Source organism: Candidatus Hepatincolaceae symbiont of Strigamia maritima (assembly GCF_055505085.1).
Map to the genome: position 1 here is coordinate 1 of NZ_DBKDTU010000203.1, position 17,683 is coordinate 17,683.

Genomic DNA, 17,683 nt, shown 5'->3' on the forward strand with positions numbered 1-17,683 from the left:
AAGAATTTTTATAGAAACATTATACTAGTTCACATTTAATAAATGTAATTAAAAAAGCTTTCTATATTTATTAAGAAAATCACTATAAGAATTAAAAATATTTAGGAACAAATTTTATTAAATTCTGAAATAATAACTATATGTATTGTACAAATCTCGTATAAGACAGATATTTTTCACCTTAGATACAAAATGTATTGACAACTCTGTTAAAAAATGATACATTACCAATACAATTAGAATCGTAATAGTGAAGTAAAGACACATGGATAACTCAAATTACACAAGCATACCTAAAAAACAGCCCCTGTCTTTAGCTAAAATAGAAGATGCAACTCTTTTGGAAAAACTTAGAAATATGCTCTTTAACAGTTGTATATCTAAATATGAAGAGCGTACTATGAAAGATTTAGCTACTGAGATTAAACTACTCATTAGCGTTATCAAAGCTAAAAATGTTTTACAAAGAAATCCTAATAAAGTACCTACTATTGCTGAAATGGTTCAGGAAGTTATCGAGAATAGTAACAAAAAAGAAGAAAAATCATGATTAATTTTATAATTAAAGAGAAAATTATTAAAAATCCTAGCTTGTTAATTGCTTACTGTGAAGAACTAATTTTAGCCAAAAATATATTAGAAAATCAAAAGCTACTTGCTAAATATATTGCTTTGGGTATGTTTAGTTATGAAACTTTTACTAAGAATCTTACTCTAGCTAATGCTCATTCTCTCCAAAAAGATTTTCTGGGCAAGATTGAAATAAAACTTATTCAAGAGTTAATCAGAATCAAATATCCCCATGTTAGAGAACTCTTATTGGATATTCAAAATACTCCTTATATAGATATTAAGGAGCGTTATAAATTAATAACCCAATTAACTCACCAAGAAAATTCTGAGCTTTCTATAGAATAATCGCTACAAGAGGTTTTGAACACAATCGCAAAAAACTTATGAAAAATATTACTTAAGCTAATTAAAATATTATGAAAAATAACCCTATAAACCGCTTTTTTAAAGCTATTTCCACTTTTGATACTTTAAGTACTGATAAATCTGAATCAGATACAATATATAGCGATAATTTAATTAATAATACTACGAATAGTACTACAAAAATTTATAATAACTTTATGAAAGATACCCCAATTAATCAGGATTTTATACAAGATATAGAAATAACTCAAAGCCGAATTATTACTAATCTTAATTGTAGAACTGAGGAAGATTTTGAGGCATTAAATATCTTAGAAAAATTGATACAAAAGTATCAAGCAGACCTAACTTTATTCAGCAGTGATATTTTAAAAATTATTACTAAAAAACATAAAGTACATCCTTTACATTTTAATCAGGAACAACACTACATTCATCAACGTCTCAATATACAACAAAAAGCTACTGGTAAAGTTAGGACTCTCATTTTAAAAGGCAGACAAATAGGAGTTACCACCTATGTAGTAGCCCGTGCTTATCATTATTTAATCACTAATCATGCATTAAAGGGTGCTACTTTAGCTCACAGACAAAGTGCCACTAATAATATTTTTAATATGATGCTCAATTTTTATAATAACAGCCCTTTTTTTTTAAACCTAAAAGGAGAGAAACTAAAGGAACAGAGCTTTATTTTCCTGAAAATTCCGGTAGATTTATCTTTAACACCGCAGGTAGCAAGGAAGTAGGGAGGTCAGATACATTGCAATTCTTTCACGGTTCAGAAATAGCCTTTTGGCCCAACGCTACTAGTCATTTAGCAGGTATTATGATGGCAGTAAGTGATTCTAAAAATACTGAGATTATTTTAGAAAGTACTACTAATGGAGCAAATGGCGTATTTTACAATTTATGTATTGAGGCTGAACAAAGCCAAAATAGTTCGAATAATAGCCTAAATAAGAATTTTACTGATAGTTATAATACTTTGCAGAAAAGTCAGTTTCAGTTAATTTTTCTACCTTGGTTTTGGCATCAGGATTACAGAACAGAAGCAGAAAATTGGAAGCCACCCTTGGCTTGGTTAGAATACGGAAAAAATTATTCCCTAAATAAAGAACAATTACGTTGGGCTTATTTAAAAAATGAGATTTTATGTAAATCCACTGCCGAAGATAATAATAACGGACCAAGCCTACGTTTCTATCAGGAATTTTCTGCTAGTATTCATGAAGCTTTTAATACCTTAAGTAATAACACTTTTATTAAGTATGAGGATATACTTCCCAGACTAAGAACTGCAGGAGAGTTTAGAACCACTAGCAAATCTAAACCGCTCTACAAGCAACTATATAAGCAATTATCTAAGCAACTCACAGTACCAACCGAAAAAAAGTCTGATGCCGAGACTTTACCTAACTTTACTTTTCCAAAACCAAGTAATCTAAAACATAGTCTAAGTACATTCTTAGGTTTTTACAAAGCTACAAAGCATGAGCAAAAATTTTCTGCAGAGAAGCATGTTCTATCTACAGCCAATTCTCCAAAGTATTCCCAAACTACTAGAGATAAAACTACTAACCAAGAGCATTCTCACCAAGCAGATACGAGTTTAATACTCCCTAATCCGCTCTACAAGCACCTATACAAGCAATTATCTCTGCAGCTCCCAGTACCAACCGAAAAAAAGCCTGACACCGAGATTTTACCTAACTTTACTTTTCCAAAATCGAGTAATTTAAAGCATATTCTAAGCCCATTCTTAGGTTTTTACAAAGCTACAACGCATGAGCAAAAAATTTTCACAGAGAAGCATGTCCTATCTACAGCCAATTCCACAAAATACTCCCAAAATACTGAGAATAAAAATACTAAACAACGGCATACGGAAGCACACAACACAACACAGAATATAGGATACAGTACCACACCAAGCACGGAGCATACTATTCTCTCAAATCAAGAACATACAACCTCAGTTTCCCCTATGCCCAAAGAGAGCTTGCAGAAGCAATTCTCTCATCAATCCATCGAACAACAGACCACACAAATAGATAGCACTGTAGGATATCAAAACACAGAACCCCAAATAACGCAATCCTTAGGAAAACCCCATGCCTGCACTCAACAAGAAGATATCCCCCAAGTACATACTAATTCTAACCTTAAAAAAGATCCTTTAATTTTAGGAATTGACGTAGCCAGAGGAGGAGGAGACTACTCTTGGATAATTGATAGGGAAGGCGATTTCTTGGGTTTTAGAGTTAATGAAAAAATTAATCTCTCAGATACTATGGCATTAGTAGGAGTAATTGTTAATTACATTCAAAAGCTAAACCCCCATAAGATATTTTTAGATATGGGAGGCAACGGAGCTGCTGTATTTGATAGATTAAAAGAATTAGGATACGGGAGAATTTTAGGGTTAATTCATTTTGCAAGTAAGGCTTATGATAGCAGAAAATATCTTAATAGAAGAGCTGAAATTTGGGGCGGATTAAGAGATTTTGTGAATAATAAACAAGGTTATATTATTAAAGATGATCTCTTAATAAGACAAATTACTGCCCTGCATTACAGCTTTAATTCTAAAGGGCAATTACAATTAGAACCAAAAATTAATGTTAGAAAGCGTTGTGGCTTTTCCCCCGATGGTGCAGATGCTACGGCTTTAACCTTTAGTGAACTAGGAACAACAACTATTAAGATTGTTCCTAACCTTTATGTTAATAATACAAGTACCTATGATCCCTTCAGTTGGGATCCCAATAATTAAAAGAAAGTACGCTAATATGTTCATAATTAATCAGAAGCTAAACCGAATATACACTCATACCTGTCCAAGCCTGTGTAAACACCAAGAAGAAAAAGTAATAGGACAACATAGTGATAAGAGAGAATACAGAAAAACTTCACATGGCAACACAGCAAAGGAATAAAACTCAAAACATCCGCTGTAAGGCAATAGTTTATTTAGTCTGCCCAAAAGGTACAATTATTATTTTAAAAGGAAAAAAATATTATGCAATCACAGAATCCTAATTTTATTATAGAAAAACTTATTAATTGGCACCAAAAATTAGTAACTAAGAGAGCTACTCTAGAAAATAATTGGGCAGAAATTATCATTTATGTGCGTCCGCAAAAAAGTGTTTTTGCTAAAAATTATAAAAATATCTATGATAGTACGGCAATTTTTGCTTCAGAATATTTAACTTCCGCCTTATTTGGGATGACGGCAAATAATGCTAGTAATTGGTTTGAGTTAAAATCTAAAAGCTCTTTTATAAGTGTTGAGTTAAGCAAATGGTTTTCTGAGGTTAATTATTTAATGCGAGAAAATCTAGCTGATAGTAATACCAGCTTTTATTATAAATCTTATGAATTCTATGCAGATTTAGTCTCTTACGGCACAGCTTTATTTTATATTAGCGAAAATCTTACAAAGAAAAATCTGGTTTACACCTCACAAAATCTAAATAATTGCTATATAGATCAAACAGAAGAACATAATATTGATACGGTTTTTAGAAGTTTAACAATTAAGGCTAAAGAAGTTGAGAGTATCTGGGGTTATAATAATTTATCTACCCTTATGAATGGTAGTCTAAAAAGAGAACAAGATCAAGAATTTGAGGTGCTAAACATCACTCTTCCGAGTAAATATTTCGGTACTAAAAAAGCTCTATTAAAGAATATGCCCTTTGCCTCATATTACATAGATATAAGTGCTAAACATATAATTTCTCTCTCAGGCTACTATGAATTTCCTTATATTTGTACACGCTGGAGTACTAATTCTCAGGAACTCTATGGGGAAAGCCCTGCAATGTCTGCTCTTCCGGATATTAAAATGTTAAATATTATGAGCAAAACTATGCTAATTGCTGCTCAAAAAGAAGTAGACCCACCTATTTTAGCCCCACATGAAGCTGCGGTACAAGGATTAAGAACTATGCCAGGAGGGATTATTTACGGAGGAATAGATCCAATTACCGGCAATCAACTCTTTAAACCTTTAGCAACTTCTTTTAATTTACAGGGAGCTTTAGAATTACAAGAGCAAAGACGTATCGCCGTTAAGGAGGCTTTTTTATTTTCCTTATTAACCGTTTTTGACACCAGAAGTGCTACTGCTACTGAGGTTATCTCCAATAATGAGCAAAAAGTGCGGTTACTTGGTTCTAAAATTTCTAGAATTCAATCAGAATTTTTAGCTCCGGTATTAAAAAGACAATACCTACTTATGCGACGGTTAAATCTTTTACCTAATCCTCAGCAACATATCAATTTAACAGACATTGAAATTGAATTCACCTCACCTTGGAATAAAAATCAGAAATATTTAGATAATACCGCACTTGAAGATTTAACTGCTCTGATTGCCAATTTGCAAACAATTGAGAGAGGAACTCCTACAGGTAGACTTAATGATGTAGGTATAATAGTATGCAAGATACTGCTGAAGGGATGAGTGCTTTAAACATAGCAGAAGAGTATATAAGAGGGAAGGAGAGTAACATAGAAAAAGGCATCGGGATAAGAAATATCAAGAATAACACAGGAATAAAGCAAAGAGCCGGAATAGGAACCGATATTAGTATAGGAGCAGGAGGAGGAACAGAAACAAGAGGAGCAGGAGCAGGAGGAGCAGGAATTGCTGGGTATATTAATTGGCTAGAAATACTCAAATTAATTGCTAAAAATAAAGGCATTCCCTGTAGTATTTTTCAATCTCTATCCCAAGAAAATTCCAACACACAAAGCACGAATAGGCTAAGAGGTAAAGATAAAAAGTAACAGAGTCAGGATTGTTCATCAGTTGCTATCGTTCTCTCCGCATGTAAGATAAAGATAAAAAGTAACAGAAGCAAGACCAGTTCCGCATCTATTATTAACATAGGCACATCCTCAGCAAGGAATGGAAAAACTGAGCATAGTACACAAAATCTGCTATTTTAGGCAGGAATTTATAATAAGGAGTAATTAAAGATGAGAAACGGATTTATTTGGTTAAAAAGTCTCTATCATACCCAAAATAATATTGAACTGGCTAATACTGCTTTTAAGGACGTTTTCAACCTTGAAAATCCTACAGTGCGTATAGTCTTAAAAGATTTAGCTAATTATTGCCATATCTACAGTAGTAGTTTTGTAAGTAAGGATAGCCATCAAACTGCTTTTAATGAAGGAGCAAGAGATGTCATGTTACATCTTATGGAAATGCTAGAACTGGATTTAGACACTCTAATTAAATTAAATAAGGAAATATAAAATGAACAAATCTACAATCAATACTTTAATGAAACATGCAAACTACGAAGAAATTCCCTATGAAGAGGATATACCACTAAGTACGCTATCTCCTAAGAGAGAAAACTTACAGATAAAAACTAATACTGCACCTACGCAGTGCAATACTCAACCCCAGCTCACAGTAGAGCTAACTAGTAATACTCAAGAACCTATAAAAGAGCTAATCAATCAAAAAAATGCTTTTAACAACCACATGCCTACCAATAAAATAGCAAATTCTGAGAGTATTTCTAAAGAAAATTCTAAGCAAAGTACAGAAGAGAGCAAACTTAATAAAAATTTTTTAGAGGATACAGGTTCTGAAGAAGCAGATTATTTTCCAGAAAGTATTAAAGAAGACCTTCTTAAACAATGGGGTGAGCATACAGATACCAATATTTCTTTAGTAAAAAGAGCTTTTGAGTGGTTAAATATACTCAATACTTCCCCTGAGAATCCCATAAATTCTATAGAATTTTTAAATAAATTAGTAGATTTAGGAACCCTTTTGAGTGAGGATAGAAGTATTCATAATAATGCTGTGCAAAATTTTAATTCTGCAATAGATGCTAAAAAACAACGAACAGCCTTAACTTCCGATCCTGAATTTATGGTAACCCTAACCGATAGTAATCATCTTAACCATAAAAATGCTTTAGAGAAACTTAATTCTTTAAATCGCATTATTGTATGAGAATACAATTAAACTCCTGCCTTTATGGCAGGCTTGGTATTTTTATTTAATTTCTCTCTTATTCTGCGGAGTACGCTTCTCCCTTGTGTACTCCGCAAGTCAAATTAAGTAACGTGTTAAAGACACAAAGTCCGCTGAAAGGCGGTTATTAAAATAAGGAAAAAAACATGACACTAAACATTTCACAATTACATAATGAAGGCTACCATCATGCGGTAACCTTAAATCTACAACAAAAATGCTCAAAACTTGCAAGTTGTGTAAGGAATGAAACCCAAAGCGTTGAGAAATACTTCTATGATAAAATTGCCCCCACCGAGGCAATATATATCATAGGAAGACATTCTGATACACCTCTAATTGAAACTAAATTTGATAGAAGAATGATTTCATTAATTACCTCAAATTGGGCGGATTTAATCGATAGAGAAGATAAACTCAAAGTAATTCATGATCCCACCAAAGCTTATGCCCTAAATGCAGCTTATGCACTGGGAAGAAAAAAGGATGATCGTATTATTAAAGCGGCACTCGGTAACGCTTTAACTGGTAATAAGGGAGACACTACGGTAGCACTACCTGATAACCAAAAAATTGCCCTAACCTATAGTTATGACAAACCTACCGACCCCAGTAAAGCAATAAAAAGTAGCTTAACCTTAGATAAACTCCGTATGGCAAGATTCTTACTAGATGATGCTGAAGAGCAATTCTGTATTGTTACTTCTAAACAAATAGCAGAATTGCTACGCTCAACCGAGGCAACTTCCATTGATTATAATACGGTACGCTCTTTAGTAAAGGGCAGAATTAATACTTTTATGGGTTTTACCTTTAAAAGAGTGAGTTCTATTTTATTACCCATTAACCAAGATAAAGTTAGAAGTATAATTTGTTATGCAAAATCAGGGTTATTATTAGCAACTGCAGAGGATATTAAAACCGATATTTCTATTAGGAAAGATAAAAATATGGCAGTACAAGTTTATGCTTCATTATCCTGCGGAGCAACCAGAATGGATGAGAAAAAAGTAGTAGAAATTTTATGTCAGGAATAAAGCACAAAGTCCGCCCACAAGGCGGGTACTTATTTAGCTAACGGTATGGCAGGAGTGTATTTAAAATAGGAAAATGCTCCGCAAATCAACCTAAGTAACGTATTAAAGACACAGAACTCTGCCATAAAGGCAGTTATTTTTAATAAGGAAAAAAAATATGACATATTCTAAATTAGATATCTGCAACAGAGCACTAAGACTCTTAAAACAACAATTAATTCACTCCTTAGAGGAAACCACCCCTCAGGCAGGGCATTGTAATTTTTTATATCCTTTAGTAAAAGCAGAAGTAATTGAGAGTTACCCTTTTAGATGTTGTATAAAAAAAACCATTCTCAAACCCTTAGCACCTAAAGTTACTGCTGAGCATGTAGCTACTAAATCTACAAAAGAAGCTCTTGAAAGACAGACTAATTGCAACAATCTGCAACTATCTACCGAGGAAGAAGCCAACAAATACGAAAATCGTTCTTTTGAACATAAATTTTTACTCCCCTTTGATTTAATTAGAATTATTCATATTAAAGAATGCAATGATTATTTAAGAGACGGCATTTATTTATATGCCAACTCTAAAAAAATTAACTTAGACTACGTAGCAAATATTGCAGAAAATTTCATGACAATACGCCTCTCTAAATTAATCTCCTTAGCTTTAGCCGTAGAGTTATCCTATGTATTGTTAGATGATAGTACTTTATCTGCTACTTGAACTAAGCTTTTTGATGTGGAATATAAAAAAGTCTTAAATATAGATTCAATTGAGGCTAATTCTACCACAGAAGATCAAAAACATAAATTATGGGTAAATGTACGCTAGCAAGCTGTAAGCCAGACACTCTTAACTAAATCTCCGCCTTTGAGGCAGATTATGTGTTTCACTCGGTATATCTGAGAGTTTTCATAGCACAACACAAAGGAGGAGGAGACTAAGTATATTTGGCAGATAACTAAACCAACTCACCGTATTCGCTTAAAAAGCAAATACTTATTTTAACTGCCCTAAAGGCAGGAGGTTAATATGAAAAAAATAACAGTAGAAATTTATTCCTTTAAAAGAGGGCAGTGTTCGGATTATTTAAACGTTATGGCACAACATCAAGACTATTACAAAGCAGGACGCACTATAGAAAACTTTATTCCTTTGAGTAACGGCATGTTAGTAAGACGTCACGGTAGTAAATTTTTAACTACTCTAATTGATATTCCGAGCGATAATCAAGAAACTCCTTATAGTCGCTTACTTAGCTTTGAATATTTGCATAATAGCATCTTAATTGAAGCAGGTATTAATAGAATAGGCCAGAGTTACTTTAAATTCTTTGTAAATTTTTCTCCCTTAATTATTAACGCTAATCAGTTAGAATTAGAAACTATTTGGAATACTGCTAGTGTGCTTAAGAAATTACACTATATTTTTGATAATTCTACTAAATCTCTCTACTTATTTTGTGAAAATCTCAAACCAATGATTTTACAACTTATTGATACTAATAATAGTTTAAACTTTCAACTAACAGATTTTATTTATGAGGACGGACCATGGGGCAGTATTAACAAAACTACAACTACTCTTGCTCCTTCAGACTATGAAGGTAAGGTTAAAATTAGTGCTTCTACTGCTATTTTTAAAAAAGAAGATGAAGGGGTAGGGGTAAGAATTGCCCATGATGGTAAATGGGGCTACGGTATCATTACCGGCTATCTAAATGCTACAGAAGTTCTTCTCTCAGTAAAATCTAAATTTTTTGGAATAACTGCTAGTCAGCATTTTAGATTTTCTGTCTGGAACAAGCAATACGGTTACCCAGCATTAGTTGATTTATGCGGTTCACGTTTATATGCTGCTAATACTAAGAGTAAACCTAATACTATTTTTATCTCGGTATTTCAAAACTATACTAACTTCTCTACGACCTTAAAAGATCAATTTTTAGTAGTAAGTGATGATATTGTAGGTTATGAGAGCAGTATTACTCTAAATATTCCGGATGTCTCTGAAATACTTTGGTTAGAGCCTAATAAAACTCATGTGCTTTTTGGTACTAATAAGGGTGTTTTTGCAATTACTCCCTTAAATTTAGATCTGCCTATTGCTCCATATAATTATACCATAATAAAAATTAACAACCAAAAGAGTTCTAAGATTGCCTGCTCTAGTGATAATCTCAGTATCTATCTTAATACTCAATTACAAGCAATTCCTGCGATTATTTTGAACAAAGAGTCTTATTTTGCCATTAATAATAGTGCAGAAACTAATACTACCATCCTTAAACATGAGGTTACAAAGTTAGTGTGGTTGCCTCTACTAATAATTTTTTATTTGCAATTAATACTAAGGGGATGTTACTGGGAGCAACTATACTGTATGCCAGCGAGGTGGCTCCAAATACTGCTATACATATCAGTAATCTTAATATAAATTTTGCGTGGCATCAACATTATTTAGGAGGATATGATTTAGACAAATATGATAGCTCAAGAGCAGAGAAGTCTTTTTGCATTGCCTCTTCTCGGAACAGCCCTATAGCTTTTTCTAAAAAATTATACCCAAAGCATTCCACACTTCCGCCTAAATACGACTCCCCTCATAATACTTCTCAGAACAGCTTCAATCAAGCCACACAAAAAAAAGCCTTTATTGAAGACATAGTAATAAGTACTACTAATACTACGGAATATTTAATCTTATTAGTAAGACGTACCTTAGGCAACCAAGTTATCCGCTTTATTGAATACATAAATTTAATAGATCTGAATCAATTTGAGAAAAACTTACCACTCTACAATTTAATGAATTTAGATTGTGGTATGGTTATTCCAAAAGAAAATCAAGCATTATTACAACAATTAGGACACTTCAATAATATGCAAATTAGCGTTATTCAAGATAATACCTATTTAGGAGAATATCTAGTTAGGGAAAACAAATTAGCTTTAGCAGAACTTTTTGTCTCAAACTCTTACAACTCGGTAATCTCTAATCCAGTAGCTTATAATCAAGAAAAATCACAGCCAAAGAACTCTTCTTCTGACAACTCAGCCACAGAAACCTCCTATGATAATAATACTGAGAATATTACAACTAATGATTTCCAAAAAATCTATTTAGGTTTTAATTATAGCTCAACCTATGAAACTCCTTTTTTAAAAGTTCTAGGTTCCTTTAGTGCTATGTATGCCCTAAAGAAAGTAGATACCCTAACTATAGGGTTTAGCAATTCTTACGGGGGAAATCTTTTGGTAAAAATAAATCCTAAGACTACGGCTCTCAGCAATACAGGCATTAGTGATCTTGATCTTAGTACTACACCTATCGGTAATAAAGAATATATTTGTAATAAAAATATTATAAAAATTACAGATATTGCTCTGCCCACAATCACAGAGGGAAGCTTAGATAGCACTAATGAATATTTTAACCCCTTGCATACCACCTTTAATTCTGCTTTTAATTCTACCTTTAACGGGGTTAAAAAATTACTCTGGACTCAGGTTGGCATCAAAAAATTAGCTTGATTATTCAACAAAATACTCCTCTGCCAATGAATATTTATTTTATTGCACCTAATATTTTGATTAATTAAGTTTCTGCCTTTATGGTAGATCTTATTTGCCTTACACGGTATCCCTAAGAGTTTTACGTGGCACACACAAGAGAAGAGAAGTACTCCGCAAGTTAAACTAAGTAAAGTGTTAAAAACACAAAACTCCGCCATAAAGGCAGTTATTTTAAATAAGGATAAAAAAACAATGTTTCATATTGTTAATAAATTCAATAGAAAGAAAAGAAACCTAATATACTCAAGGCAGTGATTACTTCAACATACCAACCATGACTATGTATCAAGGCGGAATAATTAAAGAAGAAAATAAAATAAAAAGAGTATATTTAGGAATTGTGAATATTAGAGCAGATCATAGCTTAGCTTTTCTAAATAATTATACTCAGGGTACTTCTTACTGCGAAGAAATTGAGGTAAGTACAAATAAATCTTATCCCCTAAACAACCGCTTAGGGCTTAATAATTTAACTCTGCAGATCTTTTTTAAATCTACGGCTAATACCGGTTTTATAAAATCCGATCTTTACTACCCCATAGATCAAAATATGTTGAATAAAGATAATATTCTTTATTACGGGGGAAGTTTCTATTTTAACCACAAGCATATTATTCCCTATACCGGCACTAGAGGGGTTTTTGCTATTAAAAAAAACGATGATAAGGCTATATTAACCAATGGTATCTACCATATCTTAGTAAGCAGGGGTTTTTAATTAACCGGCTACTAAAAAGCTAGCTCGTTACTTAAAACTTTTCGTACTCAGGAACAAGAATCTGCCCAAAAGGCAGTGATTTTTTAATACTCTTAAAAAATTAATCAACAACTAACCAACAACTATAAGGAAAAAATACATGTTACCCATTCTACAAAAATTATTAGAATCTTTATTACAGATACCTTTTATAAATAATTTTTTTAATAAGATACTTAAGCAACTTTTAAATCGCTTAATTAATAGATACTCCGCAGTTGGCTTAATTATACTTAGCAGTTCTTTAGAGCAATTAGGAATGCTACCCTTAGGTATTAGCGATAAAATCAGTGGGGCACCAGCTTTACAGGTGTATCCTTATCTTTTACTATCTGTGGGGATTTGGCTATTATTTCATACTGTAAAAAATAAAAAATCTACCTTAGAAAAAGCTGAAATTGACTTAAAACTAAAACAAATTGCTCTGGAAAAAAGTAACTTAGAGAGACTGATCCAAGAGAAAAATAATCTTTTAAAACTTAACTTGGCACAACCTAAGCAAGAGAATTCTAATCAAGAACAAATTAATCAAGAGCAACCTAAATCTGTGATAAAAAACACTAAAAGAGTTCCTAAAACTGCTAAAAAATAAGTGCTTAATTATAACCCTGCCTTTGGGTAGGGTTATAATTTTACCCGTTGTAAAGATAAAGAATTCAGAATAACACTAACTGAAGAAAGAGCCATAGCAAAGCCTGCTATTACCGGATTAAGCAACCCCATAGCTGCAAAAGGAATAGCAATAATATTATAAATAAAAGCCCAAAATAAATTCTGTTGAATTTTTCTAAAAGTAAGTTTTGATAAAGCAATAAAAGCCGGTAACATATGCAGAGACTGAGACATAATAATAACTTCAGCAGTCTCAAGAGCAACATTAATCCCTGAACTCATAGCCACACTAACGTTAGCTTGAGCTAAAGCCGGTGCATCATTAATACCATCACCCACCATTAAAACCACAGCTCCCTGCTGTTGTAATTTAGTAACTCCCCTCTGTTTATCTTGCGGAGAATATGAGCCATAATGCTCATCAATTTCTAATGCTTTTGCAACCTCTGCCACTACAGCATTGTTATCTCCTGAGAAAATAATACTCTTAATCTGCATAGACTTAAGTTCTGTAATAGTTTTTTTGGCACTACTTTTTAGAGTATCTCCTAAAAAAATACTGCCTAAATACTCTTTTTTAGGGGTTAAAGTAGCCATATGTACAACCGTAAAAGCATTCTCACTCTTCCCTAAAGATGCTGTTGTAGTAGCAGTAACTATGCCAGAGGTTATACCAGAAACACTAGGATAAATAGTCTGAGTTGCGATAGTGGGAGTCTGATACGCAGTAGAAACTATAATGTTGTGTTCCTTAAGAAGTTTTTCATTCCCTAACAAAAAGGTAATCTCTTCTTTAATTTTCTCCTTATCTCCTGATATAACCTCTACACCTAACCAAGTTTCTTTAACCATATTCTCTTTACCCTCATTATTCCCAAGCTCTTTGGTATCTATTTCTAAAACTGCTCTAATCCCAAGTCCTAGATAATTATTAAAACTTTTTAAGGGCGTTAGAGATATCTGTTGCTCATTTGCATATTTACACACAGCTTGAGCTAAAGGATGTTTAGAGAATTGCAGGCATGAGGCTACTATCTCTAAGAATTTAGGCTCATCCATAACTGCAACTTCTGCATCAGCAACATAGCTATTAGTAGAAATAAAGGTATTGGAAAGATTAGCGTGATTTATCTCCTTAAGTTCTCTATCTATTAAGTTTATTTCTCCTACTCGTACTTCTCTAAGTTTTATTGCTTTAACTAAAGGCTTTCCCTCTGTTAGGGTACCGGTTTTATCAAATACTATTACACTTACAGAACGAGCTTTCTCAAAAGTTTGAGAATTTTTAATTAAGATTCCGTGCTTTGCTCCTAAACTTGTACCCATCATTAAAGCAGTAGGAGTAGCAAGCCCTAAAGCACAAGGGCAGGCGATAATTAAAACCGCAATAGCAGCTATAATTCCTAAAGACATATCCCCAATTAGCGACCACACTAAGAATACTAAGATAGCTAAACCTATTACCACAGGAACAAACACCCCAGCAATTTTATCTGCTAATTTCTGAATAGGGGCTTTGCTCATTTGTGCAGTTTCCACTAGATCTATAATTTGAGCTAAAACCGTACTATTTCCCACAGCTGTGGCTTTAATTTTGAGAAAACCATCTGTATTAAGAGTACCACCAATTACATTATCCTGCTCTTGCTTATAAATAGGGAGACTTTCTCCGGTTATCATTACCTCATTAATATGAGCAGAACCTTCTATAATTATACCATCAATAGGAATGTTCTCTCCGCTACCTACTAAGACAATATCATCTTTTTGAATATCTTTAGCTGCTATCTTAATAATTTGAGAGTCTTTTTCTATGCTAACAGTTTTAGGAATTAGCTGAAATAAGTAAGATATTGCATTTGCTACCTTACTTTTAGAGCGTGCTTCTAAATACCTACCTAATAGGATTAGGGTAATAATTAGTGCGGAACTTTCATAATAGAGAGCATGCTCTAAGGTGTTTGCAAAAAAAGTAGCATAGGTACTAAACCCCCAAGCTGCGGTGGTTCCCATCACTACTAAGGTGTCCATACTTAGATTAGCATAACGCAGACCCTTAAAAGCAATACTATAAAAGCTATAACCGCAGTAAAACTGCACAATGCTTGCTAAGATAAATTGTAGATAGCTGGGGAGCATTAAATGTATTCCAAAAATTTCTAATAACATAGGAATTACTAAAGGTAATGTTAAGGTGATTGCAATAGAAAGTTTAGTTCGTAACATTGGTAAATCCTTTAATTTTATTATGTCTTGAAATTATTATGATTAACATTTTTATAGTATTCTAAGCAGTAGAAATATTAACTATCCTATATAATTTAAAGAGAAACTTACAAATAAATAATTATAGTCGGTGCTTCAGTAAATACCTCATAATCTTTAGTAAGTTAAGCAGTAGAGAAGATTAAGATTTTAGAACCCAAGTAATTCTTAGAAATTAATTTTAGAGCTAATAAGACCTACTCAATAACTACAAATTTAAGTATCCATCGTTAGTTTTTAGGCTGGATTAGAGTTTAATATCATATCCTATTGCTTTTAGAGTTTGCACAATCTTTTGTACATCAGTAGTTTCTTCCATTTCTATCAAGGCTTTATTGTTAACAGCATTAACTGCTACAGATTTAACACCTGATACCTTAGTTATAGCAGTTTCTATCTTAGAAGCACAAGAACTACAATGCATTCCTAGCACTTCAACTTTTAAGGTTTTTAACATATTGCTTATTCCGCTGTTACTTATCTTAGTTATATAGTAATTGAGTAGAATTTTTAACTCTGTATCTCGTATCTCAATTATTTAAGAATAACATACAATTACAAACTACACAAATACAAGTTTTCATATAATCTCTACTGATATTTTAAGCTACTTAGAGATTGCTCTAAATTATTACTCTTACAAATTATCTTAAAACATAGATTTAAGATAATAAGAGTTACTGATTAAAGGTAATTTTTTTAATAAAGGAATCTATATTATTATTTAAGCTCTGAAACAATACTAATTTATGTTCAGCTAAAGATCTATTAGTATACAGTAACTCGTATAAAGGCTCTAAATATCTTTCTTCACCTAGTTTTCTACTTTTTAACCCGCTTTGTGCAATATCTAAGATCTCTCTTAACCAAAAACTTAATTTAGTATTCCTAAAAATTCCCTGAAAAGCTGTCTTATTTACTTGATGCTCTAGTATTACCAACTCATTTTTAGTAAAACTTTTAATTAAGTTATAAATGTTCTCTAAAGCGGCATTATCATATAATAAACCTATAAACAAAGCCGGTAGGGTATTAATAAAGTTAAAATCAGGGCAATCTGCTCCGCGAATTTCCAAATAATTCTTAAGCCTTACATAAGGAAAGAGCGTTCCTAAATGATTAACAAAATCTTTAATTGTGGCTTTTTCTCTCTTAAACTCTTTTTTAAATTTTTTCTCGAAGATTTTCTCAAATTTCTGCTCAAAGTAGGGTGATTTGCCAACCATAAAATCTCTAAAAGATAAGCCACTTACATCAAGGTATGTATCCCCACGTTTCAGAAAATACATAGGTACATCCAAAGCATAATTTACATAATCTATAACATCAAAACTATCACTTAAAACAAAATCTAAAAACCCTACCCGAGCATTATCGGTATGTTGCCAAATATGACCTCTAAAAGATAGATAACCGTTGGATACCCCGTTACTAATAGGAGAATGTGCGAAAAGTGCCACAATAAAAGGATGCAGAGCCATGCTTACTCTAAATTTTTTAGCTAAATCCACCTCACTTGTAAAATCTAAATTAGCCTGCAACGTAGCAGTTCCCTTCATCATATACTGCCCTAAAGTTCCTACTTTAGGCATATATTTATACATAATATCGCTATATCTGCTTTTAGGCATCATAGGTAATTCATTAGGTAGAAATTTAGGATTAAAGCCTAAATGAAAAATTCCCACATCTAAGTTGTTTAAAATAGGAACAAGCTCTCTTAAATATTGCTCTACGGCATGCTTAATTTGATGAACATCAGTATAAGAATTAGAAGATAATTCAAACTGCCCAGCAGGTTCTAAGGAAATATTTCCTAGTGTTTTATGATGTAATCCGATAATATATTGATTATCGAAAATATTTTCCCACTCCGGATTATTAACTTTAAATTGTTTTAAAACCTCTAAGATACCGTTTTGTTCCTCATAGGTTAAATTCTTAAGATTAGATTTATGATACAGAAAACTTTCAAACTCAATTCCAATTTTACAATTATCAACGGCTTTAATTCCGCTCATGATATATTCTACTAATTGCTTAGTGTTCTCTATATAGTTATTCATATTTAATACAGGTCCTTAACGCAGAATTCTTCTGCAATTTTATTTTAATATAGTCTTTATTTGTAAAAATTGCAATTTTTATCACTCAGCTAAAACTCATATTTAAAGTACCCATCACACCTAATACAGCTTCCTATAACTAATCCTGTTACTGGCAGAAAAAAACCTTAATATTCCCCCCATAATCCTATCACAAAAGTCCATTTCTTTAATGATTCCCTTAATACATTTCTATGCTATCAGGCAACTATAACGTAAATAAACATCTTTAGATATTTCATCCAAAGAAATTAAACAATTAAAACAAACTTTAGCAGAATTAGCAAAACAAAAGAAGATGAGTATTTTTAATAGATAAAATTGACTGATGCAAGCCTAGTTATACCATAGAATTTCTAGAAACAGTAAAGCATTTTTTTAATATTCCTAATAT

The 17,683-nt window shown here is 32.4% G+C and carries 16 protein-coding genes; 13 read left to right on the plus strand and 3 right to left on the minus strand.

Annotated features, from left to right (window positions below):
- Positions 1-265 precede the first annotated feature (265 nt).
- The 13 genes from ACQCX0_RS05515 to ACQCX0_RS05575 all read left to right on the plus strand — a co-directional run bounded on the left by ACQCX0_RS05515 (position 266) and on the right by ACQCX0_RS05575 (position 12,899).
- The gene (locus ACQCX0_RS05515; protein WP_462563169.1) at positions 266-550 is read left to right on the plus strand and encodes a hypothetical protein; all 285 of its coding nucleotides are present in this window, start codon (positions 266-268) and stop codon (positions 548-550) included.
- On the plus strand, positions 547-918 hold the full coding sequence (locus ACQCX0_RS05520) for a hypothetical protein (RefSeq protein ID WP_462563170.1): 372 nt from the start codon (positions 547-549) through the stop codon (positions 916-918). Before ACQCX0_RS05515 ends, ACQCX0_RS05520 begins: the two co-directional genes overlap by 4 nt.
- 71 nt (positions 919-989) lie before the next feature.
- Entirely contained in the window at positions 990-1,688 is a 699-nt protein-coding gene (locus tag ACQCX0_RS05525; protein ID WP_462563171.1) for a hypothetical protein, read from the plus strand.
- Between the two features lie 14 nt (positions 1,689-1,702).
- Positions 1,703-3,715, plus strand: coding sequence for a hypothetical protein (locus ACQCX0_RS05530; RefSeq protein ID WP_462563172.1), 2,013 nt, complete (start codon positions 1,703-1,705; stop codon positions 3,713-3,715).
- 246 nt (positions 3,716-3,961) lie between these two features.
- Positions 3,962-5,413 (plus strand): portal protein, encoded by a 1,452-nt coding sequence (locus ACQCX0_RS05535; protein ID WP_462563173.1) that lies wholly within the window; start codon positions 3,962-3,964, stop codon positions 5,411-5,413.
- Positions 5,389-5,739 (plus strand): hypothetical protein, encoded by a 351-nt coding sequence (locus ACQCX0_RS05540; RefSeq protein WP_462563174.1) that lies wholly within the window; start codon positions 5,389-5,391, stop codon positions 5,737-5,739. Before ACQCX0_RS05535 ends, ACQCX0_RS05540 begins: the two co-directional genes overlap by 25 nt.
- A 192-nt stretch (positions 5,740-5,931) precedes the next feature.
- Positions 5,932-6,213, plus strand: a complete 282-nt coding sequence (locus tag ACQCX0_RS05545) for a Bbp19 family protein (RefSeq protein WP_462563175.1) — start codon at positions 5,932-5,934, stop codon at positions 6,211-6,213.
- A 1-nt stretch (position 6,214) separates the two neighbouring features.
- Positions 6,215-6,928, plus strand: coding sequence for a hypothetical protein (locus ACQCX0_RS05550; protein WP_462563176.1), 714 nt, complete (start codon positions 6,215-6,217; stop codon positions 6,926-6,928).
- Between the two features lie 167 nt (positions 6,929-7,095).
- Positions 7,096-7,986: a phage capsid protein gene (locus ACQCX0_RS05555; RefSeq protein WP_462563177.1), complete on the plus strand. Its 891-nt coding sequence runs from the start codon at positions 7,096-7,098 to the stop codon at positions 7,984-7,986.
- Positions 7,987-8,143: 157 nt separating this feature from the next.
- Positions 8,144-8,698 (plus strand): hypothetical protein, encoded by a 555-nt coding sequence (locus tag ACQCX0_RS05560; RefSeq protein ID WP_462563178.1) that lies wholly within the window; start codon positions 8,144-8,146, stop codon positions 8,696-8,698.
- A 309-nt stretch (positions 8,699-9,007) separates the two neighbouring features.
- Positions 9,008-10,411 (plus strand): phage tail protein, encoded by a 1,404-nt coding sequence (locus ACQCX0_RS05565; RefSeq protein ID WP_462563179.1) that lies wholly within the window; start codon positions 9,008-9,010, stop codon positions 10,409-10,411.
- A gap of 1,413 nt (positions 10,412-11,824) precedes the next feature.
- Positions 11,825-12,268, plus strand: a complete 444-nt coding sequence (locus tag ACQCX0_RS05570; RefSeq protein WP_462563180.1) for a hypothetical protein — start codon at positions 11,825-11,827, stop codon at positions 12,266-12,268.
- 139 nt (positions 12,269-12,407) lie between these two features.
- Positions 12,408-12,899: a hypothetical protein gene (locus tag ACQCX0_RS05575; protein ID WP_462563181.1), complete on the plus strand. Its 492-nt coding sequence runs from the start codon at positions 12,408-12,410 to the stop codon at positions 12,897-12,899.
- 32 nt (positions 12,900-12,931) lie between these two features.
- Here the strand turns inward: ACQCX0_RS05575 and ACQCX0_RS05580 are convergent, their stop codons facing one another.
- From ACQCX0_RS05580 to ACQCX0_RS05590, 3 genes are all read right to left on the minus strand, one after another.
- Positions 12,932-15,145: a heavy metal translocating P-type ATPase gene (locus ACQCX0_RS05580; RefSeq protein ID WP_462563182.1), complete on the minus strand. Its 2,214-nt coding sequence runs from the start codon at positions 15,143-15,145 to the stop codon at positions 12,932-12,934.
- A 286-nt stretch (positions 15,146-15,431) separates the two neighbouring features.
- On the minus strand, positions 15,432-15,641 hold the full coding sequence (locus tag ACQCX0_RS05585; RefSeq protein WP_462563183.1) for a cation transporter: 210 nt from the start codon (positions 15,639-15,641) through the stop codon (positions 15,432-15,434).
- A 220-nt stretch (positions 15,642-15,861) separates the two neighbouring features.
- On the minus strand, positions 15,862-17,250 hold the full coding sequence (locus tag ACQCX0_RS05590; RefSeq protein WP_462563184.1) for a glutamate--cysteine ligase: 1,389 nt from the start codon (positions 17,248-17,250) through the stop codon (positions 15,862-15,864).
- Positions 17,251-17,683 lie beyond the last annotated feature (433 nt).

What these genes read in the sequence shown, in the direction of transcription:
- ACQCX0_RS05535 (WP_462563173.1), top strand. Translation starts at nt 3,962, where the DNA reads ATGCAATCACAGAATCCTAATTTTATTATAGAAAAACTTATTAATTGG.
- ACQCX0_RS05520 (WP_462563170.1), top strand. Translation starts at nt 547, where the DNA reads ATGATTAATTTTATAATTAAAGAGAAAATTATTAAAAATCCTAGCTTG.
- ACQCX0_RS05515 (WP_462563169.1), top strand. Translation starts at nt 266, where the DNA reads ATGGATAACTCAAATTACACAAGCATACCTAAAAAACAGCCCCTGTCT.
- ACQCX0_RS05560 (WP_462563178.1), top strand. Translation starts at nt 8,144, where the DNA reads ATGACATATTCTAAATTAGATATCTGCAACAGAGCACTAAGACTCTTA.
- ACQCX0_RS05555 (WP_462563177.1), top strand. Translation starts at nt 7,096, where the DNA reads ATGACACTAAACATTTCACAATTACATAATGAAGGCTACCATCATGCG.
- ACQCX0_RS05565 (WP_462563179.1), top strand. Translation starts at nt 9,008, where the DNA reads ATGAAAAAAATAACAGTAGAAATTTATTCCTTTAAAAGAGGGCAGTGT.
- ACQCX0_RS05585 (WP_462563183.1), bottom strand. Translation starts at nt 15,641, where the DNA reads ATGTTAAAAACCTTAAAAGTTGAAGTGCTAGGAATGCATTGTAGTTCT.
- ACQCX0_RS05525 (WP_462563171.1), top strand. Translation starts at nt 990, where the DNA reads ATGAAAAATAACCCTATAAACCGCTTTTTTAAAGCTATTTCCACTTTT.
- ACQCX0_RS05575 (WP_462563181.1), top strand. Translation starts at nt 12,408, where the DNA reads ATGTTACCCATTCTACAAAAATTATTAGAATCTTTATTACAGATACCT.
- ACQCX0_RS05570 (WP_462563180.1), top strand. Translation starts at nt 11,825, where the DNA reads ATGACTATGTATCAAGGCGGAATAATTAAAGAAGAAAATAAAATAAAA.
- ACQCX0_RS05540 (WP_462563174.1), top strand. Translation starts at nt 5,389, where the DNA reads ATGCAAGATACTGCTGAAGGGATGAGTGCTTTAAACATAGCAGAAGAG.
- ACQCX0_RS05590 (WP_462563184.1), bottom strand. Translation starts at nt 17,250, where the DNA reads ATGAATAACTATATAGAGAACACTAAGCAATTAGTAGAATATATCATG.
- ACQCX0_RS05580 (WP_462563182.1), bottom strand. Translation starts at nt 15,145, where the DNA reads ATGTTACGAACTAAACTTTCTATTGCAATCACCTTAACATTACCTTTA.
- ACQCX0_RS05550 (WP_462563176.1), top strand. Translation starts at nt 6,215, where the DNA reads ATGAACAAATCTACAATCAATACTTTAATGAAACATGCAAACTACGAA.
- ACQCX0_RS05545 (WP_462563175.1), top strand. Translation starts at nt 5,932, where the DNA reads ATGAGAAACGGATTTATTTGGTTAAAAAGTCTCTATCATACCCAAAAT.